Origin of the sequence: Acetobacter fallax, from assembly GCF_011516735.1 — a bacterium.
Lineage (GTDB): Bacteria > Pseudomonadota > Alphaproteobacteria > Acetobacterales > Acetobacteraceae > Acetobacter > Acetobacter fallax.
In genome coordinates, this window is the sequence record NZ_WOSX01000008.1 from 25819 (window position 1) to 47858 (window position 22040).

General features: G+C 61.0%; 15 protein-coding genes. 5 read left to right on the plus strand and 10 right to left on the minus strand.

The window, feature by feature from the left end; translation table 11 throughout:
• Positions 1–27 precede the first annotated feature (27 nt).
• Complete coding sequence (locus tag GOB85_RS06245) at positions 28–1218, plus strand: thiolase family protein (protein ID WP_173576743.1); 1191 nt, start codon at positions 28–30, stop codon at positions 1216–1218.
• A 47-nt stretch (positions 1219–1265) separates the two neighbouring features.
• Positions 1266–2780, plus strand: coding sequence for a succinate CoA transferase (locus GOB85_RS06250; protein WP_173576742.1), 1515 nt, complete (start codon positions 1266–1268; stop codon positions 2778–2780).
• Positions 2781–2823: 43 nt separating this feature from the next.
• On the opposite strand, the gene GOB85_RS06255 is transcribed toward GOB85_RS06250, so the two are convergent.
• Positions 2824–3546 carry a Crp/Fnr family transcriptional regulator gene (locus GOB85_RS06255; RefSeq protein ID WP_173576741.1) on the minus strand — a complete coding sequence of 241 codons (723 nt, stop codon included), beginning with the start codon at positions 3544–3546 and terminating at the stop codon, positions 2824–2826.
• 114 nt (positions 3547–3660) lie between these two features.
• A complete protein-coding gene (locus GOB85_RS06260; protein ID WP_173576740.1) occupies positions 3661–5004 on the minus strand; it encodes a TadE/TadG family type IV pilus assembly protein in 1344 nt (447 codons plus the stop codon).
• Positions 5005–5288: 284 nt separating this feature from the next.
• Here GOB85_RS06260 and GOB85_RS06265 point away from each other — a divergent pair, with 284 nt between their 5' ends.
• From GOB85_RS06265 to GOB85_RS06275, 3 genes are all read left to right on the plus strand, one after another.
• On the plus strand, positions 5289–6617 hold the full coding sequence (locus GOB85_RS06265) for a glutamate--tRNA ligase (RefSeq protein WP_173576739.1): 1329 nt from the start codon (positions 5289–5291) through the stop codon (positions 6615–6617).
• 1342 nt (positions 6618–7959) lie between these two features.
• Entirely contained in the window at positions 7960–8409 is a 450-nt protein-coding gene (locus tag GOB85_RS06270) for a hypothetical protein (protein WP_173576738.1), read from the plus strand.
• A gap of 40 nt (positions 8410–8449) precedes the next feature.
• A complete protein-coding gene (locus GOB85_RS06275; RefSeq protein WP_173576737.1) occupies positions 8450–8914 on the plus strand; it encodes a hypothetical protein in 465 nt (154 codons plus the stop codon).
• 39 nt (positions 8915–8953) lie between these two features.
• Here GOB85_RS06275 and GOB85_RS06280 read toward each other — a convergent pair whose 3' ends face one another.
• The 8 genes from GOB85_RS06280 to ftsZ form a co-directional block, all read right to left on the minus strand.
• The gene (locus tag GOB85_RS06280; protein ID WP_173576736.1) at positions 8954–9808 is read right to left on the minus strand and encodes a pyruvate, water dikinase regulatory protein; all 855 of its coding nucleotides are present in this window, start codon (positions 9806–9808) and stop codon (positions 8954–8956) included.
• Positions 9809–10046: 238 nt separating this feature from the next.
• Positions 10047–12719 (minus strand): pyruvate, phosphate dikinase, encoded by a 2673-nt coding sequence (ppdK, locus tag GOB85_RS06285; protein ID WP_173576735.1) that lies wholly within the window; start codon positions 12717–12719, stop codon positions 10047–10049.
• A gap of 285 nt (positions 12720–13004) precedes the next feature.
• Positions 13005–13478 carry a hypothetical protein gene (locus tag GOB85_RS06290; RefSeq protein ID WP_173576734.1) on the minus strand — a complete coding sequence of 158 codons (474 nt, stop codon included), beginning with the start codon at positions 13476–13478 and terminating at the stop codon, positions 13005–13007.
• 45 nt (positions 13479–13523) lie between these two features.
• Entirely contained in the window at positions 13524–15581 is a 2058-nt protein-coding gene (ligA, locus tag GOB85_RS06295) for an NAD-dependent DNA ligase LigA (protein WP_173576776.1), read from the minus strand.
• A gap of 35 nt (positions 15582–15616) precedes the next feature.
• Positions 15617–17344, minus strand: coding sequence for a DNA repair protein RecN (gene recN / locus GOB85_RS06300; RefSeq protein WP_173576733.1), 1728 nt, complete (start codon positions 17342–17344; stop codon positions 15617–15619).
• Positions 17345–17508: 164 nt separating this feature from the next.
• Positions 17509–18558, minus strand: coding sequence for an outer membrane protein assembly factor BamD (locus GOB85_RS06305; protein ID WP_408737044.1), 1050 nt, complete (start codon positions 18556–18558; stop codon positions 17509–17511).
• Positions 18559–19109: 551 nt separating this feature from the next.
• Positions 19110–20138, minus strand: a complete 1029-nt coding sequence (gene lpxC, locus GOB85_RS06310; RefSeq protein WP_173576732.1) for a UDP-3-O-acyl-N-acetylglucosamine deacetylase — start codon at positions 20136–20138, stop codon at positions 19110–19112.
• A gap of 334 nt (positions 20139–20472) precedes the next feature.
• Positions 20473–22023 (minus strand): cell division protein FtsZ, encoded by a 1551-nt coding sequence (gene ftsZ / locus GOB85_RS06315; RefSeq protein WP_173576731.1) that lies wholly within the window; start codon positions 22021–22023, stop codon positions 20473–20475.
• Positions 22024–22040 lie beyond the last annotated feature (17 nt).

Here is a 22040-nt window from a genome sequence, read left to right on the forward strand (position 1 = left end):
ACCAGCCCGTCACACGGGGAGACAGTCATGAAACACGAAGATCCCATCGTCATCGTAGCCGCCGCCCGCACCCCGCTCGGCCGCTTCCTCGGTGACCTGTCAGAGGCCACCACACCCATGCTCGGCGCCACCGCCATCACCGGCGCCCTCCGGCGTGCGGGCATCGCCCCGGATGCCATCGACAGCGTCACCATGGGCTGCGTCCTCGGCGCCGGTATCGGACAGAACCCCGCCAGACAGGCCGCGCTCAGCGCGGGTCTGCCCCAGAGCACTCCCGCCGCCACCGTCAACAAAGTCTGTGGCTCCGGCATGATGGCGGTCTTCATGGCGCACGATGCCCTGCTGGCCGGCTCCGCGAAACTCGCTGTCGCGGGCGGCATGGAATCCATGTCGAACGCGCCATACCTTCTGCCCAAAGCCCGCACCGGGTATCGCATGGGCCACAATACCGTGGTCGATCACATGCTGCGCGACGGTCTGGAAGACGCCTATGAAGGCGGACGCTCCATGGGTGATTTCGGCGAAGCGACAGCAGATGCCTACAAATTCAGCCGCGCCGACCAGGACGCCTATGCTGCCAGCACGCTCACCAACGCCCGCAACGCCGCCAGTCAGGGCGCCTTCAGCGACGAAATCGAACCCGTCGTGATCCCGTCGCGGAAGGGAGAGATGCGCGTCACGGCCGATGAAAACCCTCCCAAAGTATCACCTGAAAAAATACCCTCCCTGAAAGCAGCATTCCGAAAAGACGGCACCATCACCGCCGCCAGTTCCTCAGCCATCGCGGACGGCGCCGCCGCCCTCGTCCTCACCCGCCGGTCGCACGCCCGGGCCGCCGGTCTGCCCATCCTCGCGACAATCGCTGCCTGCGCCACCCATTCTCAGGAACCGGCCTGGTTCACCACAGCACCTATCCCGGCCACGAAAAAAGTGGTCGGGCGGGCAGGGTGGCGCCTCGCGGATGTCGATCTCTTCGAGGTGAACGAAGCCTTCGCCGTCGTCGCCATGGCCGCCGCCCGCGATCTCGAAATTCCCGCCGATAAACTGAACGTTCACGGCGGCGCCTGCGCCCTCGGTCATCCCATCGGCGCGACCGGCGCCCGGCTGATCGTCACATTGCTGCACGCGCTGCGGCAACGTCACCTGAAACGGGGCGTTGCCGCTCTGTGCATCGGGGGAGGGGAGGCAACAGCCATCGCCATCGAATGCGAGGACTGATCCGGTTTCCGTCGAATAAAAAATAAAAACAGGAAAGAAGACTGGCCATGGAACAGGATCGGGTCCGCCCACTGGCGCTACAGCGCAAAATCTGCAACGCGGAAGACGCCGCCGCTCTCATTCACAACGGCATGACAATCGGCAGCGGCGGCTTCACCCCGTCCGGCACACCCAAAGCCGTTCCCCGCGCCCTGGCCGCCCGCATTGAGGAAGCCCATGCAGTCGGCCAGCCCTTTAGTGTACGCCTTTTCACCGGCGCCTCCACCAGCCCTGATCTCGACGGCGCCCTGGCCCGCGTCAACGGCGTCAGCTTCCGCATGCCCTATAACGGCGACGCCACCATGCGCGGGAGAATCAACGCCGGCGACACGGCCTATGTCGATCTGCATCTCAGCAAGGTCGCGTCCTGGGTCCGCGCCGGCTTCTTCGGAAAAATCGACGTCGCCATTATCGAAGCCGCCGCCATCCTCGAAGACGGTGGCATCGTCCCGACTCTCGCGGTCGGCAACAACAAAACCTGGCTGGATATGGCTGAAAAAGTCATCATCGAAGTCAATGCGTGGCACAATCCCGCCATCCACGGCCTGCACGATATCTGGAACGGAGACCTTCACCCCGAAGAGCGTCTCGCAATCCCCATCCGCCGCCCGGATGACCGCATCGGAGAGACCGTTTTCCGTGTCGATCCCGAAAAAATCGCCGCCATCGTCCTGACAAACGAGCCCGATCTCAACGTCTCTTTTCGTGATACAGATGAGAGCGCCCGCCAGATCGCCGGTCATCTGATGGAGTTCTTCCGTCACGAAACAAAATATGGATGCCTGCCGCCCGCACTTCCGCCGCTTCAGTCCGGCGTGGGCAATGTCGCCAACGCCGTCATGGCCGCCTTCGTTGATAGTCCGTTCGAAAACCTCTTTGCTTACACAGAGGTTATTCAGGATGGCATGCTCGCCATGATTCATTCCGGCAAGATGCGCGCCGTCTCCGGCTCCGCCTTCTCCGTCAGCAGCAGCGCCTCAGAAATCCTGAACCGCGACATGGCCTCCCTGCGCGAAAAACTCATTCTCCGTCCACAGGAAATCAGCAATAATCCCGAAGTCATCCGCCGCCTTGGCTGCGTCACCATGAACACAATGATTGAGGCAGACATCTACGGAAACGTAAACTCCACCCGCCTGATGGGCTCGCGAGTGCAGAACGGCATCGGTGGTTCAGGAGACTTTGCCCGCAGCGCCCACGTCTCCATCTTCATGGCGCCCTCAACCGCGAAAGCCGGCGCCATCTCCAGCATCGTCCCCATGACCGCCCATGTCGATCACATCAATCAGGACGTGCAGATCATGGTCACAGAACAGGGTCTCGCCGATCTGCGCGGCCTTTCCGCGAGACAGAGAGCCCGCCTGATCATCGACCACTGCGCCCATCCGGATTACAGACCCATGCTGAAAGATTATCTCACGCGCGCCACAAACAGCCCCGGCGGAGGTGAAACGCCACATCTGCTGACAGAATCCCTCGCCTGGCATCAGCGCTTTCTCGACACAGGGACAATGCACTCCTGAGAAGCAATCCCCCGCCGATGCCATAACAAACCGGAAGGGAGGCTCAGCGCACCATCATCGCCTGTAATCCGGCCAGATCCAGATGCACATGTCGCAGGTCGATCCGTGTCATCAGTCGCTGTTCCTCCAGCGCGCCAATCGTCCGGCTGACCGTCTCCACCGTCGTGCTGAGATAATCCGCAATATCGGTCCGGTCCATAATCAGCGACAGCACACCGGTCTTCGGATCATAGCAATCCGGTTGCCGGGCACATTCAACAAGAAATCCGGCCAGCCGTTTCGTCACGCGCTGATGCGTTACCAGAAGAAGATGGCGCTGCGACATGCGAAGATCCGCAATCGCCTCAACAAGGAAATCCCCCTGTAACTGAGGCTCCTTCAGAAACAGACTTTTCAGAGCCGGCCGGGAAAACTCCACAAGATCGCAGTCCGTCAGCGCATCCGCCGAATTCAGGTAAACCCCATGATCGGCCAGGCCGAACAGATCCCCGCTCCAGGAAAACGCCACGATCTGGTTTCTCCCGTCCTCAAGCTGATGCGCCACCCGCATGGCGCCGGACCGGATGAGATAAACAGAGGCCGCAGCATCACCCTGCCGGAACACGGACGTTTTTGCCTTTACGCTCACCGGAGCCGCAATCGCCGCAAGCGCAGCGTCCGTTTCCGGTGACAGTATAAGATCGCCGGCGCTGTCCACCGTGCCGTCGGGCCACTCACCCGCGGCATGAAAGCGCAACGACAAAGGTGCTCCGGCCGCAGCCGTCATGACACTATCCTCACTGAGTGGCGCCCTGCTCCGGTAACGACGCCATCGCACCGCGTCAATGGCCGCGGCTCCGGTTCGTCATGAGCAAACGCCCCGCCAGAGGCCGGTCAGTGGCTATTGTGTCAGATGCGCGGTTGCCAGCGTGCGCTGAAACAGAGTCTGCAATGCCGTCGAAACATCGTCATTTGTCGTGACTTCGTAAAACAGCCCGGGCGATGCACAGGACTGAAGGTTTTCCTCCAGAGTGTCCGTCGGCGACAGGAAAGACATGACATGGGACACTGACCAGGCATTGGTTTGCAGATCATCCACAAGATACTGCGTATAAAGTACCGCAATACGAATATTCCGGTTCTGTTTCAGGTCCTCGCAAAGCGCCACAGGAATGGCACCAAGGGCGCGACCGCCGGAAACGTTCTCGTCACGCATCCCATCCGTCAGCAGAAAAAGCACCACCTGTGGCGTATCGCCGGAATTATTGGTGCCTGTCCCTGACATAGCGGGAAGACTGTCGCTTTCTCCCGCAAATGCCGCCGTGAAATTCGTATCCATATCGGAATTGCTGACGCCGCAGACACGGGCATTATTGCTGCAGACAGCGAGAAGCTCAATCTGCTGAGCCGCCTGCGTCAGCGTATCAGTATCTCCTGTCACAGCCGAGACCGGGCTATAGGAATAGTCGAATGTTGAAATCGCCATCCGATAGGTTGCCGCATTCTTGCCGCCGCTTGCACTGACGGTCTGGATCAGATCAGTAATGGCTGAGCGAATGACATCAATCCTCAGTGAGATCCCCTGATTGATCGCAATCTGATAGTTGTCGAGATATTTGCCACTGGCGGAGTCCAGAGGTGTGCCACCCGGATTCGTCGCGGACGTCGTCGTCTGATGGCAGGCAAAAGCACAACCGTTACCGGAACTCTGGCTTTTCGTGGCGGCCAGCATAGCATCCATGCCGGTCGATGTGGCGGGAAACGCCATCGAAGGCGACGTATCGACCAGAAGGTAGAAATCGATATTTGCCGGCGTCGAGCCGGTTGCCTCGCTCATGCCAGTCAGTGACAGGGAGGGCATCCCGAGAAACCCGCCCATCAGCAGCGGAAACGCAGCGCTGTACCGAAGCGTCGCCACCCGCTTCACCGTGGTCGTCGAACTGTCCGTGGAGGAGACCGAAACGTCAACGGATGTGATCGTGACCCCCGGCAAGGTGGCCGCGGCCGACCTGAACAGTGTCTCCGCGTCGCTCCCGGCCTGAGCCGCCGGCTCCGATATCTTGCCGGTGCTGACGACCGCAAGCGTGGCCGCATCCGCCATTGCGTTCAACCTGCTGCGGCTCTCAATACAAAGCCCGTAATTCACGGCAGCCGCCACCCCGATCAGCGCCGGCACAGCCCAGAGTGCGGTCAGAAATGCAACGCCTCCGCGCCGGTCCCGCCAGAAGGGCAGGGGACGCATCATACCGATCGAAACGGAATCATAAACGATCAGTCTCCCGGCTCAGATAAAACAGAGTGCGACAACGTAAACCACGACACAGAACCAGGAGGCGGATCATGGTCATGAAAAACAACAGAACAAAGCCGCCGCATCAGACGAATGTCATGTGATCGGTAAGCCCGGTCGCTTTTCCGGCATCAGCGTTAACAACGGCCTAACCATGCCGCTGCCCTGGCTCTGACACCGAAATATTCCTCTCTCATCACCCTCTGGCATTTTCCCCCGCAGACCGGCATAAACCGCTCATGAAACTACGCTTCGCGCCCAGCCCCACCGGAATGCTTCACGTCGGCAATGCCCGTCAGGCGATCGCCAACGCCCTGTTCGCCCGCCAGAACAAGGCGGCGTTTCAGCTCCGTATCGACGACACCGATACCGGACGCTCAAAAGAGATTTACGCCGACGCGATCCGCACCGACCTCGAATGGCTCGGCATCCACTGGGACGAAACCTTCCGCCAGACCGAACGGCTGGAGCGCTACGCGCTCGCCATTCAGGCCCTGAAACGTACGGGCCGCCTCTATCCCTGCTTCGAGTCCGAGATCGAACTCGCCCAGAAGCGCGAACTGCGGATCAAACAGCGCAAGCCACCGCTCTATGATCGCGCCATGCTCAAAATGACCCCCGAGCAGCGCGCCCAGGCCGAAGCCAACGGCAAAGTGCCGTACTGGCGCTTTCGTCTGTCCGACGGCAGCAAAAACTGGATCGATGCCGTCATGGGCCAGTGCTCCGTAAAACTGACCGCCATCTCCGATCCCGTCCTGGTCCGCGCGGACGGCACCGTGCTCTACACGCTTGCCTCCGTTGTCGATGACATGGAAACCGGTGTCACCAACATCATTCGCGGCGAAGACCACATCACCAATACAGGCGTACAGCTCGACATCGCCGAAGCCCTCGGTGCAATCCCGAACCGCTTCAGATTCGCGCATCTGCCCCTTCTCCTCGACGAAGGTGGCGGCAAACTCTCCAAGCGCTTCGACGCCCTCTCGCTCAAGACCCTCCGTCTCGATGGCATCGAATCAAAAGCCCTCGTTTCCTATCTCGCCCGCCTCGGCAGCTCCGACGACCCGGAGCCGCTCGATTTCGACACACTCGCACAGAGCTATGATCTGTCGCATATCTCGAAATCCTCAGCGCGCTTCGACATGCGTCAGCTTCTCGCTCTGAACCGCCGCGTCCTCGCAACCACCCCGTTCAGCGACGTTCAGGGTCGCCTCCCCCCCGGCACAACCGAAGCCTTCTGGCTTGCTATCCGGGGCAATATCGAACTGTTCTCAGAAGCCGGTCACTGGTGGACCGTCACTCATGACCACATCGTCCCGCCCGTGCAGGATGACGAAGCGGAGTTCCTCGTCACAGCCGCCGGACTCCTGCCGCCGGCTCCCTGGTCCGAGGCAACCTGGAAAGACTGGACCACCGCTCTGAAAGCCGCCACAGGCCGAAGCGGAAAAGCCCTCTTCCATCCGCTCCGCCTCGCCCTGACCGGAGAAGAGCAGGGGCCGGAACTCCGTGATCTCCTCCCCATGATCGGCCCCGACCGAACACGCGCAAGGCTTCTTGCCGGCCACTGAAACTGACCGTCCACCCCGTTCCTTTGAGTGCAGCGCTGAGAGCTGTTTCTGACGGCTTCAGCCAGACCGGAATGTTCGCACACGACACGGGAGCAGGAGGATTCGACAGGCGGGCGTCGTTAACGGGCTAAACCACATTACACTGGCCGTTTCCGACCCTGACCGGGCGCTGAAGTTTTGTCGTGATGCGCGCCGTCAGGGCGGTACGGGCAGAGGGCGCCTGCCTGGAAGCCGGGTCGCTCCGGCTCTGTCCGGGTTTTATGATCCGGCTACACACTCCTCGCTGCGATCTGATGCTCCGCACATAGCCTTCATCGTCTCTGGTATAAAACGCCCGGACGATTGAGATCAGTAAGGGCGAACAGTTCTGTCAGCACAGGCATACTGCGGATACGCCTGTTCTCTGCGTAACACGAAGCAGACCCGGCGCGCCCCGCCATGAGACAGGAAAGCTATATTATGGAAAGGATGACGGACCGGACGAACGCCGAGGCTCTTTCCGCAGCACAGTCACCGGATGAAATCCCCGATGTCATAACGCCAGGCAGGAAAATAACCCTGTCTCTGACATGTCAGTCGGGTCAAGCGACCGATGATCCTTTTGCCGGAGAAGATGACGAATGGTTCGACGACGATGACTTCGGGTGCCGTTGCTGCCAGGTCAGGTAGGTAAAGACGCTCCCTCATTCGTTGTGGCATCTGGGTTGTTCTTATTTCGTAACGTCGATCCGGTAATAGCGACATTCTCTGTCGCAGCGCTCTGAAAATCTGTGTCCGACGTGCTGCGCAAAACGGAGGAGGCGTCCTTCAGCCGCTTCAGTGCAGCCCTGCATGACAGGAATCAACACAGAAAGAAGCAGAAAATATCCGCGTATAACCATGCAAAACAGCTGAATATTCTGTGTATTTATTGTTTTTCGTAAAGAATAATCGCAAATGTAATACTGTTACGGATTTTTTCTTCGTCTCGTACGGGCATCAATCCGGTCACCACACCGCCAGCTTTAACAGGCATCATGCACCGCCCCTGACACGCGCCGGATCAGCAGAGCGCCGCAAACGGGCCGTATACGCTCCGATGAAACACACGGCGTATCTATTGGAAAACCGGATAACACCCACGGTATAATACCTTTATCCAGCACAAAAGAACCAATGCCCGGCCAGTCGCCGCTTGCAGAGAACCGTAAAGATGACCTGTCAGACAGCCTGTTACACCTCCGGCAGAGTGCTGATCTGATTGCGGAAAACCCTGCCACATCAGAGCTGCACCCAGCTTCGCATCGCAGCCTCACGCAGACACAAATTGACACCCTGTCCGCTTTCACGGACTTTGATTGTCATGGTCGGCCCATCCCCAACACCAGATACACAGGATACCGGGACGACAGTGTTCGCTTTCCCCGGAAAGCGTGTGCTGACCCGGAGCGAAGCGGCCGGCTATCTCGGCATCCGTCCCCTGCGCCTGCGTCTGCTCGAAATAGCCCGCTGCGGACCAATACCCTTTGCCCCCGGTCGTTACCGCACGACAGAACTGGACGTCTACCGCACCGAACTCTTCCTGCGGGCAGGCCTTCCCTCCACCGAGGCCGAACGGCGCAATCGTCGCGCAGAATCCCTGCCTCAGAACGATGAAACACCCCGGGACCCGTTCGTGGAAATGGCCACACTCCATGACCTCCGCCAGGTCGGCACCTTCATCATCGGTCGCGTCGCCATCGGCATCGGATTCATAATTATCGTTATGTCACACACGCCGTTGTGGCATTTTCTGCGACATTCCCTAAAATAGGGCTCAGTATCCACCCGTTCGTCATCGACAGGGCCTGACCATGAACCGATCGTCCTCGTTTCTGCATACCCTGCGTTTCGGGCCAGTCCTCCTCGGATGCCTCGCCCTCGCGGCCTGCATGCCGCAACGATTCCAGGTTGTGGCAGCCAATCAGAGCGTCACCTCCACCGGACAGTTCACCGATGTCTCATCCATCGGTGGTCGTCCCGTGCCGCTCCAGAGCATCGTCATCCTGGAGCCCGACTGCACCCCCGCCGGAACCGCCATTATCCAGGTGCAGACCCCGCCAGCACACGGTCAGATCACAACGGAGACGGGAAACTATTATCCGTCCTATCCTGCTTCAGACAGCCAGCGTTACGCCTGTAATCTGAAAAAACGAGCCGGCGTCGCCGCCATCTACACGCCGGAGCCCGGCTTCCATGGCGTCGTCTTCGCCACCCTCCAGGTCACCGGTCCGCTCGGCCGGAGCGGAACCCGCGTTTACCGTATCACCGTGCAATAAAAACGGCGCCAGCTTCGCCACAGAACGGGACCTGCCAGCCTATCCCGGCAGGTTCGTCGGCCCGGGATGCTCCAGAATTTCCAGAATGGCCGCGCTCGTCTCCTCGATCGAACGTCGCGTCACATCCACCACCGGCCAGCCATGGCGCGCGCATAGCCGCCTGGCCCAGAGCAACTCCGCCCGAACCTCTTCCGGGTCGACATAACTCGTCTCATGCAGCGCCGGATTGCCGCCAGGCTTCGCTGCAATCATCGACGTCATCCGCGTCCGCCGGATCTCCACCAGCGAATCAGGATCAATCGTCAGCCCGATCACCGGCACCCGCGCCTCAAACAGTTCCGAAGGCAAAGGCGTGTCCGGCACCAGAGGCACATTCGCCGCCTTGATGCCCCTGTTGGCCAGATAGAAGCAGGTCGGTGTTTTCGAAGCCCGCGAGACCCCCACCAGAATCACGTCCGCATCCCGCAACTCCCGGGTCTGCTGGCCATCATCATGCTCGATCACATAGTGCATGGCGTCGATGCGACGAAAGTAGTTCTCGTCCATCACATACTGCCCACCCGCATGACCTGAAGCCTGCGTTCCCGTCACACGCTCCAGAAGCGCCAGCGTGCTGTTCATCACATCCAGAAGCTGCACACCCACGCGTCCGCACCCCTCCTCAAGATCCATCTGAAGATCCTGATCCGTGAGAGACGAGAGAACCGGCCCGCGCTCCGCCGCAATCCCCGTCATCACACGACGCAGCTGCGACCGGGTCCGCACCAGATTCCAGTGCCGGACCTCAAACTCATTCTCCGGAAAATGAGGCACAGACGCCCGGGCCAGCGCATCGAGCGTCTGCCCGATCCCGCCCGACACCAGATGAAGAATAATCCGCTGTTTCGTCGTCATTGTCCGGTTCCGGAAAGTGTTGCTGAAGAGTCTGAACGGTTAATTTTAAGCAGCTGACAAAGACAACTGACCGGTCAGAAATTTTCCGAGATTTGCACGCTTTCGAATGCGGTTACAGGGCGACGTGTCAATCGGGAAGTGCATTGCCGGCCCGGAGCCTCGCCACCTGCCCATAAAAAAGGGCGGGAGGAAGCCGCCCGAAGCCAACCCCTCCCGCCCCGCAGTCGCATGAAGCCCGTCAGGCCGGAACGCCCGCCTGCTTCTTCGCCAGAGCCGCCTGTGCCGCAGCCAGCCGCGCAACCGGAACGCGGAACGGCGAACAGGACACATAGTCCAGCCCAATCTGCTCGAAGAACGCGATCGAGTCCGGATCACCACCGTGCTCGCCGCATACACCAAGCTTCAGCTTCGGCTTCGTCTTCCGGCCACCCTCAACGCCCATCCGCACCAGCGCGCCCACACCCTCACGGTCGATGGACACAAACGGGTCTTTCGGCAGCAGCCCGTGATCGACATAATAAGGCAGGAACGATCCCGCGTCGTCACGCGAAAGCCCGAGCGTCGTCTGCGTCAGGTCATTGGTGCCAAATGAGAAAAAGTCCGCCGCCTCGGCAATCTGCCCCGCCGTGATCGCCGCCCGTGGCAGCTCGATCATTGTGCCGATCAGATAATCCAGCGTCGTGCCCTGCTCGGCAAACACCGCCGCGACAACGTCTTCAGCCGCCTTGCGCGTCACATCCAGCTCAGTCTTCACACCAACCAGCGGGATCATGATCTCAGGAACAATCGCCTCGCCCGTCTCGCGGGACACAGCAATCGCCGCCTCGATAATCGCCCGGACCTGCATCGCATAAATCTCAGGATAGGTAATCCCGAGACGACAGCCACGATGACCCAGCATCGGGTTGGCTTCCGACAAGGCAGAACGCCGCGCCCGCAGCGACTCAACGCTCTGACCCAGAGCGGTCGCAACCTCAGCCAGTTCCGCCTCGCCATGCGGCAGGAATTCATGCAGCGGCGGATCAAGCAGACGGATCGTCACCGGCAACCCCCGCATGATACGGAAAATCGAGGCGAAATCGTCCCGCTGGAACGGCAGCAACGCCCCGATCGCCTTCGTCCGGGCCTCAGGATCATCCGCCATGATCATCTGCCGAACATGCCCGATCCGGTCCGGACCAAAGAACATATGCTCCGTCCGGCTCAGACCAATGCCCTCCGCCCCGAACTTCCGCGCCGTCTCCGCATCGTCCGGCGTTTCCGCATTAGCCCGGACCCGCAGACGACGCACATCGTCCGCCCAGCCCATCAGCGTGCTGAAATCGCCCGAAAGGGTAGGGGGGATCGTCGCGACTTTGCCAACATAAACCGCGCCCGTGCCGCCATCGAGCGTGATCCAGTCACCCGCTTTGAGGGTCACCCCGTTCGCCGTCAGCGTCTGCGCCTTGTAGTCGACATGAATGCTGCCCGCCCCCGCGACGCACACCCGGCCCATGCCACGCGCCACAACAGCCGCGTGCGACGTCATGCCGCCACGCGTCGTCAGAACGCCACGCGCCGCATGCATCCCGTGCACGTCTTCCGGCGACGTCTCGATCCGGACAAGGATCACGTCCTCACCCAGCGCCGCCCGATCCTCAACCTCTTCCGCCGTAAAGACAATCGCTCCCGCCGCCGCACCCGGCGAGGCCGGCAGACCACGGGCGATCTGCGTCCGCTCGGCCTTTGGATCAAGCGTCGGATGCAGCAACTGATCAAGCGATGTCGGCGGAACACGCTGGATCGCCTCCTCCTGCGTGATCAGCCCCTCACGCGCCATGTCGATGGCAATCTTCAGAGCCGCCGCCGCCGTCCGCTTCCCCGTCCGGGTCTGAAGCATATAAAGCGTGTTGCTCTGAACCGTGAACTCAATGTCCTGCATGTCGCGGTAGTGCTTCTCAAGCAGCGCCCGAACCCGCAGCAACTCCTCGTAAGCCTTCGGAAGAACCTTCTCCATCGGCGCCTGATCCGGTGTCGCACGCAGAGCCGCCATAGGTTGCGGCGTGCGAATGCCCGCCACCACGTCCTCGCCCTGCGCGTTCACCAGATACTCGCCGTAGAACATGTCCTCGCCCGTGGACGGATCACGCGTGAAACACACGCCCGTCGCACAGTCCTCGCCCATGTTGCCGAACACCATCGACTGAACGTTGACCGCCGTGCCCCAGCTCGCGGGAATCTCATGCAGCTTGCGATACGTGTTCGCACGCGGATTCATCCACGAGCCAAACACCGCCCCGATCGCCCCCCAGAGCTGCGCCTGTGGATCAGCCGGAAACGGCTTGCCCGTCTCGCGCTGAACGATTTCCTTGTAGCCCTCGACAATCTCGCGCCAGTCAGCAGCCTTCACCGCCGTATCATCATGCACGCCAAGACCACGCTTCGCCTGCTCCAGAAGATCCTCAAAGCGATGATGCGGAACCCCCATCACCACCGAGCCATACATCTGGATGAAACGGCGATAACTGTCCCAGGCAAACCGCTCGTCACCGGAAGAGCGCGCCAGCCCCTCAACAGTCACGTCGTTCAGCCCGAGATTCAGAACCGTGTCCATCATGCCCGGCATCGATACCCGCGCGCCTGAGCGGACAGAAACCAGCAGCGGCGCGTTCGCATCGCCAAAAACCAGTCCCATCACCTCTTCAACTCGATGAAGAGCCGCCGCAACCTCCTGCGCCAGCTCCGGCGGGTAGTTGTTCCCGTTCGCATAGAACGCCGAACACACCTCCGTCGTGATCGTAAATCCCGGAGGCACAGGCAGTCCGATTGAAGCCATCTCCGCCAGGTTGGCGCCCTTGCCACCAAGCAGATTGCGCATTTCGGCACCGCCCTCATTCAGGCCGCCACCGAAGCTGTAAACCCATTTCGTCATGACCAACGCTCTCCGAGCACGGAGCCTCCTGAAATCCGCATTCCCTGTTTCCCCGGGAGAAAATGCAGGCCTGGAAGCGTTCCGCGGGGATTTATTATTATTCAGTCGTTCTGTTCCCGGGAGGTGCATAATGACAGGGAAATACCCATCCCGCAATTCGGATTTGCCGTGAAAAACCTGTCACTTTCCGCCAGTTCCGCCGGACAGACGGAGTGGGATTCGGTTCAGCCAGGAGGACAATCCGGTTCTGTCCTGATGCAGGCATCCGGTCGTTCCCGGCTGCCGTTACCAGATGCTCACGCTCCGTCTGCTTCCAGCTTCCACACAGGCCGGATTTCCGAAAACCCTGCCGGCTTTCAGCATATCCCGCACGCGACGGACCGGTTCCAGGATGCCTGATCCTGTCGTGCCACGGAGTGCTTTGGTTTCCCGAACTCCGGACAATGCCGTTCTGATAAGCCGGTATAAAGCTGGCCGAAGCGAGATCACTGTTCTTAACAGAAGTTGTATGCCCTGATCAGAAGAGTTCAACATCGTCACAAGGATCAGGGGCATGTTCGTCAGGATATTTTCCTGCCGCACGTCACAAAGGGGCTGATCGCTGAAAGCATACGGAATGATCGCGCCGCCCTGCATGACAAGCACCCGGATCACCCGGTGACTCTGCCCTGCTTCACGCATAATCTGGCTTGCAGGCATCCAGCACCGTGATGGCGACATCTCGGTCGGTGGTAACCGGCCCCGGGTCGGCACAGACATCTGCCGCGAGTTCCTGCTTGTGCCGTTATCGGAGCGCCCCGGCCCTCAGACAGCCGGCATCCCCGCCAGTTCCCGCCACCCGGCCTCATCCAGCGTGTCGATCCCCAGTTCCGCCGCCTTCTTCGCCTTCGATCCGGCATCCGTCCCCAGAACAACAAGATCCGTCTTCTTCGAGACGCTATCAGTGACTTTCGCGCCAAGGCGCTCCGCCGTCGCTTTCGCCTCAGGCCGCGTCATCGTCGATAAACTTCCCGTAAAAACAATCACTTTTCCAGAAAGCTTCCCGTCGCCGCCAGCCTGCTCATCCTCCACGGTAATCTGCCCGAGCAGATCCTCCAGCGTCGCCCGGTTATGCGGCTCGGCAAAAAACGCGACAATCTCCTCCGCGATAGCCCCGCCAATTCCGGTAATCTCCCCCAGTTCCTGCCGCGCCTCAGACCCGATAATCGCCGCCGCCCGCATCTGTGTCTGCCACTGCACATAAGATCCGTAATGCCGCGCCAGCAGCTTCGCATTACTTTCACCCACCCTGCGAATACCCAGCGCATAAATAAATCGGGACAACGGAATCACCCGACGCGCCTCGATCGACCGTACCAGATTGCGCGCCGAAATCTTTCCCCAGCCCTCCCGCGTCGCAATCCCGGCCTCATGCTCCGACAGCCGGAAAATATCCCCCGGCGCTTTCACCAGCCCCGCTTCATGAAACTCGCGGATGCTCTGATCACCCAGCCCGTCAATGTCGAACGCCAGTCGCGAGACAAAATGGATCAGCCGCTCCACCACCTGAGCAGGGCAGGTGAGGCCCCCCTCACATCGCCGCACGACCTCCCCTTCAGGCCGCTCCGCCATCGCCCCGCAAGCCGGACAATGATCCGGCATCATAAACGGGGCTCCCCGTTCCCGGCCAGGTTCCGGCACCATGCCGAGGATCTGCGGAATCACATCGCCAGCCCGCTGCAACTGCACCAGATCGCCAACCCGCACATCCTTGCGGGCAATCTCATCCTCATTATGCAGCGTCGCCCGCGCCACCAGAACGCCGCCTACATTCACCGGCTCCAGATGCGCCACCGGCGTCAGCGCCCCCGTGCGCCCGACCTGAACCTCAATCGACAAAAGCCGCGTCACCGCCTGCTCAGCCGGAAACTTCCACGCCACCGCCCATCGCGGCGCCCTTCCTGCGAAACCAAGCCGCTCCTGTAACGCCAGATCGTCAATCTTGTAGACAACACCATCAATGTCGTAATCGAGCGCCGCCCGCTCCCGTGCCATCCGCTCGTAAAACGGTTCCGCCTCACCCTTGCCCGCCAGCAAAGTCGACAGCGGATTAACCGTAAAGCCCCACGCCTTCAGCTTTTCAAGATAATCCCAGTGCGATAATGCCACCGGCGCCGAACTGGCCCCCATCGCATAGGCAAACAGCGACAAAGGCCGCTTCGCCGTCACCTTCGGATCAAGCTGCCGCAAAGACCCCGCCGCCGCATTGCGCGGATTGGCAAATCCCTTCTCGCCCGCCGCGTCCTGCGCTTCATTGATCGCCAGAAACGCCGCCTTGCCGAGAAACACCTCGCCCCGGATCTCAATCAGGTTCGGCGCATCCCCTGCCAGCCGCAACGGCAGATCCCGCAGCGTCTTCAGGTTCGCCGTCACATCCTCGCCAACCGTCCCGTCGCCCCGCGTCGTCCCGCGCACGAACCGACCTTTTTCATAAGTCAGACTGATCGAAAGCCCGTCGATCTTCGGCTCGCCAACAAACCGCAACGCAGCCGCCTGCGCTTCATCCAGCCCGAGAAACCGAACCGCCTTGCCGACAAAAGCCTCGAATTCCTCAGCATCGAACACGTTATCCAGCGACAGCATCGGCACCAGATGCCGGTGCTTGCCAAAGGCCCCGTCCGGCGCCGCGCCGACCAGGACCGAAGGACTATCCTCACGGATCAGCGTCGGAAACCGCGCCTCAATCTCCTCATTCCGCCGTTTCAGAGCATCGAATTCAGCGTCAGAAACTTCCGGCGCGTCCTTTCCGTGATACGCCACGTTCAGCCGCGCAATCAGCGCCGCCAGCCGCGCCAGCTCCGTCTCCGCCTGCTCCTCGCTCAGTGCCTCAACAGCAATCTCCGCCGTGTCCGCCCCACTCACGATCGCGGCTCCAGCAAACTCGCCGCCGCCGCCCGCGCCGCATCCGTCACCACATCGCCGGCCAGCATCCGCGCAATCTCTTCCCGCCGCGCGTCAGAGGGGAGGGGAGCCGCACTCGTCTGTGTCTGACCGCCCCGCACAATCTTGCCAATCCGCAGATGATGATCCGCCGCCGCCGCCACCTGAGGCGAATGGGTCACCGCCAGAACCTGCATGTCCTGCGCCAGCCTGTGCAGCCGCTCGCCAATCGCCGCCGCTGTCGCGCCACCCACACCGGAATCGATCTCGTCAAACACCAGCGTCCCGATCGCCGACCGACCGGCCAGCACCAGCCGGATCGCCAGCATCAGCCGTGACAGCTCACCACCCGAAGCCACTTTACCCAGCGGCCCCGGCGGCTGCCCCGGGTTGGCCGCCAGCAGGAACGTCACCTGCTCCATGCCCGCCGCACTCCACTGTTCCGGCGCCAGCGGCGACAACTCCGCCACAAACCGCGCCCGCTCCAGCTTCAGTGGTTTCAGCTCCGCAATCACCGCCGCTTCCAGCTTCCGCGCCGCTTTCGTCCGTGCCTCCGTCAGCGACGCTCCGGCCTTCTCAAACGCCGTCCGTGCCTCGCGCAGCGCCGCCTCCAGAATATCCAGCCGCGCCGTCCCGCTCTCCAGCGCGTCAAGCCGCTGCACCAGACGTTGCAACAGATCCGGCAGATCCGTCACCGTCGTATCGAACTTCCGCGCCGCCGCCCGCAACGCGAACAGCCGCTCCTCCGTCTGCTCCAGAAGCTGCGGATCAGCATCCTGATCCGCGGCAAGCCGTGCCAGCAGACTCTCCGCATCCGCCAGGGCCGTCTCGGCAACCTCAAGTGCGTTCAGCGCCTCGTTCGCCCCGATCTGCTGCGGATCACGATCGGTCTCACCCTCAGCCGGCCCATGTCCCGGCGCCGGTAACAGCTTGTGCAACGTCCGGCTCGCCGCCCGCAGCGCCGCCGCCGGCCCCTGATTGCGCCGGTCCCGCGGCGTCAGTTCAGCAAGCGCCGCCGCCACCGCCGCGCCACGTCGCTCATTGCGCTGCAACGCCTGCCGCTGCTCAGCCAGAAACAGTTCCTCATCCGGCTGAGGCGCCAGAGACGACAGTTCGGAAACCGTGTGCCGAAGCCACTCCTCTTCCCGTGCCGCCTCGGCCATTTCCCGCCGCGCCGCCTCAAGTGCCGTCCGCGCCTCCCGCCACGCGGCAAAACACCGCGTCACCTCAGCGCGAAGGGCAGGGCGCACCCCAAAAGCATCCAGCAGATCACGATGACTGGTCGGATCGGCCAGCCCCATCTGTTCATGCTGTCCCTGAATTTCCACCAGGGTCGTCGCAATCCGCCGCAACAGCCCGACACCGACCGGCTGATCGCTGACCCAGGCCCGCGAGCGTCCGTCACCATTGACCACACGCCGCAAAATCAGCGGCTCACCCGGCTCGGAAGGAATATCAAGTTCCGCCAGAATGGCATGGACCGGGTGATCGCCCGGCACTTCAAAACTGGCCGTCACCCGTGCCTCAGCCGCACCCGCCCGGATCAGCCCCGCATTGGCCCGCTCACCCAGCGCCAGCCCCAGGCTGTCCAGAAGAATCGACTTCCCCGCGCCGGTCTCGCCGGTCAGAGCCGTCAGGCCAGCATGAAACGCAAGATCAAGCGTCTCAATCAGCACGACATCGCGAATAGAAAGAAAACTTAGCATGGCGAAAACCCGTTCCGCCCGACGGCAACAGAATGCTGAAACATGCAGCACGCCGCCCGGAGCGGTAAGTCCGATGGATCGTTCAGCAGCACTGTTCCGTCAACCGTCACAGCCGCTGCTCCGGCCTGTGATCGCCAGAAACGCTGCCATGACAGAGGCCGGACTCAGCGCGGACGACCGCTCGTGCCCTGCCCGACACCCTGATGTGCGACATTGCTGGTCAGAGTCGAGCCATCGCTTTGCTGCGTCAGCGGTTCTGAGTTCACAGGCTGGACCGGAGCACTCGAAAGAGCAGGCGGCGCGTCAGCGCGACCGATACCCCGCGCGGCCGACTGTGCGGGAGACAATGTTTCAGCCTGCGATGCCGCGCCGGCCGGCCCCTTTGTCGTGCCTGGCTTCGGTGTCCCGGCCTCCAGCAGGCGATAGCGCTTCAGATCGCTGTAAGCGTAGCGATACCATTTGCTGCCCGGATAGTTGTAGGCCAGCACGGAACCGGTCCTGCGCGCCTCATCTGTCAGACCAAGAGAGAGATAGACCTCAACCAGCCGTTCGAGAGCTTCAGCCACATGGTTCGTGGTCTGGAAGTCCTGAACCACCCGCTGATACCGGCCGATCGCACCCTCATAGGCACGCTGCTGCTGATAATATCGTCCAACCAGCATTTCCTTGCCGGCCAGATGATCGCGGCAGAGATCAATCTTGAGCTGCGCGTCCCGGGCATATTTTGACTGAGGGAAGCGTGCGATCACGTCCTGCAGACGCGACATCGACTCAGACGTCATCTGCTGATCACGCCGGACATCGCCAATCTGCTCATAGTAGCAGAGCGCCAGAAGATAGAACGCATACGGCGCATCGCCGCTGGTCGGATGCAGCTCAATAAAGCGGTCAAGCTGCTGCGCCGATTCAGCATATTTGCTCTGGAGGTAATACGCATAACCCTCCATGAGCTGAGCATTGGCCGTATAACCGGAATACGGATAATTTTGCTGAAGAACTTCAAACTCCGCCGCTGCCAGCGTGTAACGCCGGCTCCGGAGCGCATCGATGCCATTGTTGTAATAGGCATCGGCCGAAGCCAGCTGCGGCACCTGGGCTGCTTTGTCCTTACCGAACAGGGAACAGCCTGCGAGAATAGTGAGCGTGGCACAGGCCGCGGTCGAAACCAGTCTCGACGACACACTGGACGGGATGCGCGAGGTTGGCTGCGGCACGTATCAACTCACTGTTCAGATATGTAATAAACGCACAGCCTTATAGCACGGATTGCAGCGCCGGAAAGCCGCTCGCGCAATCTGTTTTATCCGTAATCACCTGACGACACGGAAACGGCGGACACCACTGGTCCCGTCCGGCAGCCAGCAACGCTCAGCAGACAGAAAAAGGCGGGAGAGTGATGCCGGAGACTGTCGATACTCAGTCCGGGGCTAGGAATTTCTTCACACTCCGGTTCTCTTTAATAAAATGGTTCCCAAAGTTCCGCGACCTCTGGAAAGGAACTGTTAGCGTTGCGTGCTGGCTCCTTTCCAGGGCTTTGCCCTGGAACCCACCAAAGGTCTCAGACCTTTGGAAACCATTTTAATTAAACAGATCGGGGTGCAGGGGTCGTCGTGCGCAGCACGCCTTCGTGTGACGGTCCCTGCCGGGTTCGTGCAGAGCCCGGATTCCGCCAGCCCTTTGAAAAAATACAGATCAACACGTCACGACAACAGAGCCTTCCGGATCCAGGCAGAACTCTGCCAGCCTCAGAGGTCAGCCCCTCTTATCAGGCCGCACGACGTGACTGCGGCGTCCCTGAACCGCGCCGCTCAACCCAGCGCCAGGCAGACTTGTCAGAAAACAGCGCCCGCAAAAGCTGATTGTTCAGCTGATGACCGGATTTGTGCCCCGTAAACTCACCCCGCAACGGCGCTCCGGCAAGATAAAGATCACCGACCGCATCCAGCAGTTTATGGCGCACAAACTCGTCCTGCACCCGCAGGCCCGTCGGATTCAGAACGTTCACCCCATCCACAACGATCGCGTTGTCGAGTGAGCCGCCGAGCGCAAGTCCGGCACGATGCAGTGCGTCAATTTCCCGCCGGTCGGTAAAGGTGCGCGAAAATGACAGATCATGCCGGAACACGGCCTCATTAAGATCCACCGCCAGTGTCTGACGCCCAATCGCCTCAGCCGGAAAATCAATCGTCATTTCCAGCCCAAGCCCGGACCCGGCACGGGGCCGCAGCATGGCGAACGCATCACCTTTCGCAACACGCACCGGCTTCAGAATTTCAATCTCCCGGCGTGGCTGGTCCAGCTCACTGGTGCCGGCGCAGTCCAGGAGAAACAGGAAATCAGCGGAAGATCCGTCAAGAACGGGAAGTTCCGGCCCATCCACCAGGATCAGCACGTTATCAATGCCCCGTCCGTGCAGCGCCGCCATCATGTGCTCAATGGTGGCAACCCGATTGAGGCTTTCTGCCGATTCGCCAATCACCGTGCTCAGCCGTGTTTCCACAACGTTGTCATAGCGCGCCCGCAACGGCTTTGCGGCGATATCAGTGCGCTGGAAAACAATCCCCGTGCCTGCGGGAGCCGGCTCCATGCGCAGGCTGATCCGCGCACCCGTATGCAGCCCGATCCCGACGCACGAAATAGAAGAACGAAGAGTTCTCTGGTCCGCCATAACCGGCTCAGTGACCCGGGAAGAAAACGTGCTTGTGGCAAAGTTTCTGAAAGAGTTGCCTGCCGACAGAAACCCTTCTTCAGGAGTATCTGCAGTCATCACCGGATCAAGACTGAGGCTTTCCATTTTTCTTTCTCTTAAAACCTTGTCGGGTTCAGACGACATTCATGGATACTATTCACTGGCGCTGTATTCAGAATACCAGCGAGCCCTTTCGGTTCCAGTCAATGTTTATTGCGTCTTGTTTCGGTGGCGACAGCACAGTTTGTTACGAAAATCCGACGTATTAACGCGGTTATCTGCGGCAGGTTCAGCGTGCAACACTTAAACATACAAAAGTATCGGAAACGTTTGGATACAGTATGAATAACCGGACAACAGAAAGCCGGAACGATAATCGTTCCGGCTTCCATAAAACTGATGCCACATCTTCTTCCCGGTCCGAATCGGCTCCGGATTATCAGGAAGGCCGGCGCATGAACGCCGGAATGTCGAGCCCGCCATCGTCAGCCTGAGCCGGACGCACCGTCGGCGCGGCCTGCGGGCGCGGCGCAGGACTCACCTGAGGCGCCGTGTTCTGGGGGGGCGTGTTCGGCCGGGCAGGCTGCTGCTCCTGGCGCGGCTCCGAAGGCCTGCGAAGAACGCCGGTCATCATACCGAACAGGCTGCGCGGCTGCTGCGGCGCAGGCTCCGGCGCCCGATGCACCGGCGCCCGCGATGTGTCTGTGAACAGACCCGTGCGCGGAGATGCATTGCGTGCCTGGCCACCCTGAGCCGCGGCATGCCCCTGCTGCTCCATGCTGAAGTTCGGCGATTGACGAACGGGCTGCTGCGCTCCGCCAAACCCGGTCGCTGTTTCTGCCCGGCCCGGCTGCTGAGCACCACCAGCCTGGCCACCAAACACAGGCCCGCTCTGCTGATGCCCACCCTGCCGGGCATCAGCGTTCTGATCAGCTCCGGGCTGCATCGCATAGCCGCCATCCGTGCCGGTGGCCTGCATCGGCTCGACATTATCAACCGCGAGATGCGGACGCGCCGACGGAATATCAATTCCCGTCGCCACAACAGATACGCGGATCTTGCCGTTCAGATCAGGATCAACCGCCGAACCGAAGATGATGTTCGCGTCCTCGGCAACCTCTTCACGAATACGGTTCGCCGCCTGATCGACCTCGAACAGCGTCATATCGTCGCCGCCCGTGATGTTAATCAACAGACCACGAGCCCCGCCCATCGAGGTGTCTTCCAGCAGCGGATTGGAAATCGCCGCCTCAGCCGCCAGCCGCGCGCGGTCCTCTCCCTCGGCCTCGCCCGTGCCCATCATCGCCTTGCCCATCTCGGCCATGACCGTCCGGATGTCCGCAAAATCGAGATTGACCAGACCCGGCGCCATCATCAGATCGGTCACGCCACGCACGCCCATGTAAAGGACGTTATCCGCCATGCGGAACGCGTCCTTATAGGTCGTGCGCTCATTGGCCATGCGGAAAAGGTTCTGATTGGGAATGACAATCAGCGTATCGACATATTGCTGAAGCTCGGCAATGCCCTCTTCAGCCGCCCGGGCCCGGCGAGGCCCCTCAAAGCTGAACGGCTTCGTCACCACGCCAACCGTCAGAATGCCCCGCTCACGTGCCATACGCGCCACAATCGGCGCCGCGCCCGTGCCGGTGCCGCCGCCCATACCCGCCGTCACGAACACCATGTGCGCGCCGTCCAGATGACGCGCCAGCTCGTCACCCGCCTCTTCGGCCGCCGCCCGCCCGATTTCCGGCTTGGCGCCCGCGCCAAGGCCCTGCGTCAGATGCGGACCAAGCTGAATGCGCCGGTCAGCCTTGCTGTGCATCAACTGCTGCGCATCCGTGTTGGCAACAACAAACTCCACGCCCTTCAGGTCCGCCTGAATCATGTTGTCCACGGCATTCGTGCCGCCGCCTCCAACCCCGATCACCGTGATCTTCGGGGTGAAATCCGCATGAGTCTGTGGCGGAACAGTCAGGTTGAGGGTCATGTAAACTTCCTTGGACG

Excerpts from the sequence above, each read along its gene's own strand:
- GOB85_RS06245 (WP_173576743.1), top strand. The coding sequence starts at position 28 with ATGAAACACGAAGATCCCATCGTCATCGTAGCCGCCGCCCGCACCCCG.
- GOB85_RS06250 (WP_173576742.1), top strand. The coding sequence starts at position 1,266 with ATGGAACAGGATCGGGTCCGCCCACTGGCGCTACAGCGCAAAATCTGC.
- GOB85_RS06255 (WP_173576741.1), bottom strand. The coding sequence starts at position 3,546 with ATGACGGCTGCGGCCGGAGCACCTTTGTCGTTGCGCTTTCATGCCGCG.
- GOB85_RS06260 (WP_173576740.1), bottom strand. The coding sequence starts at position 5,004 with ATGATGCGTCCCCTGCCCTTCTGGCGGGACCGGCGCGGAGGCGTTGCA.
- GOB85_RS06265 (WP_173576739.1), top strand. The coding sequence starts at position 5,289 with ATGAAACTACGCTTCGCGCCCAGCCCCACCGGAATGCTTCACGTCGGC.
- GOB85_RS06270 (WP_173576738.1), top strand. The coding sequence starts at position 7,960 with ATGGTCGGCCCATCCCCAACACCAGATACACAGGATACCGGGACGACA.
- GOB85_RS06275 (WP_173576737.1), top strand. The coding sequence starts at position 8,450 with ATGAACCGATCGTCCTCGTTTCTGCATACCCTGCGTTTCGGGCCAGTC.
- GOB85_RS06280 (WP_173576736.1), bottom strand. The coding sequence starts at position 9,808 with ATGACGACGAAACAGCGGATTATTCTTCATCTGGTGTCGGGCGGGATC.
- ppdK (WP_173576735.1), bottom strand. The coding sequence starts at position 12,719 with ATGACGAAATGGGTTTACAGCTTCGGTGGCGGCCTGAATGAGGGCGGT.
- GOB85_RS06290 (WP_173576734.1), bottom strand. The coding sequence starts at position 13,478 with ATGTCTGTGCCGACCCGGGGCCGGTTACCACCGACCGAGATGTCGCCA.
- recN (WP_173576733.1), bottom strand. The coding sequence starts at position 17,344 with ATGCTAAGTTTTCTTTCTATTCGCGATGTCGTGCTGATTGAGACGCTT.
- lpxC (WP_173576732.1), bottom strand. The coding sequence starts at position 20,138 with ATGGAAAGCCTCAGTCTTGATCCGGTGATGACTGCAGATACTCCTGAA.
- ftsZ (WP_173576731.1), bottom strand. The coding sequence starts at position 22,023 with ATGACCCTCAACCTGACTGTTCCGCCACAGACTCATGCGGATTTCACC.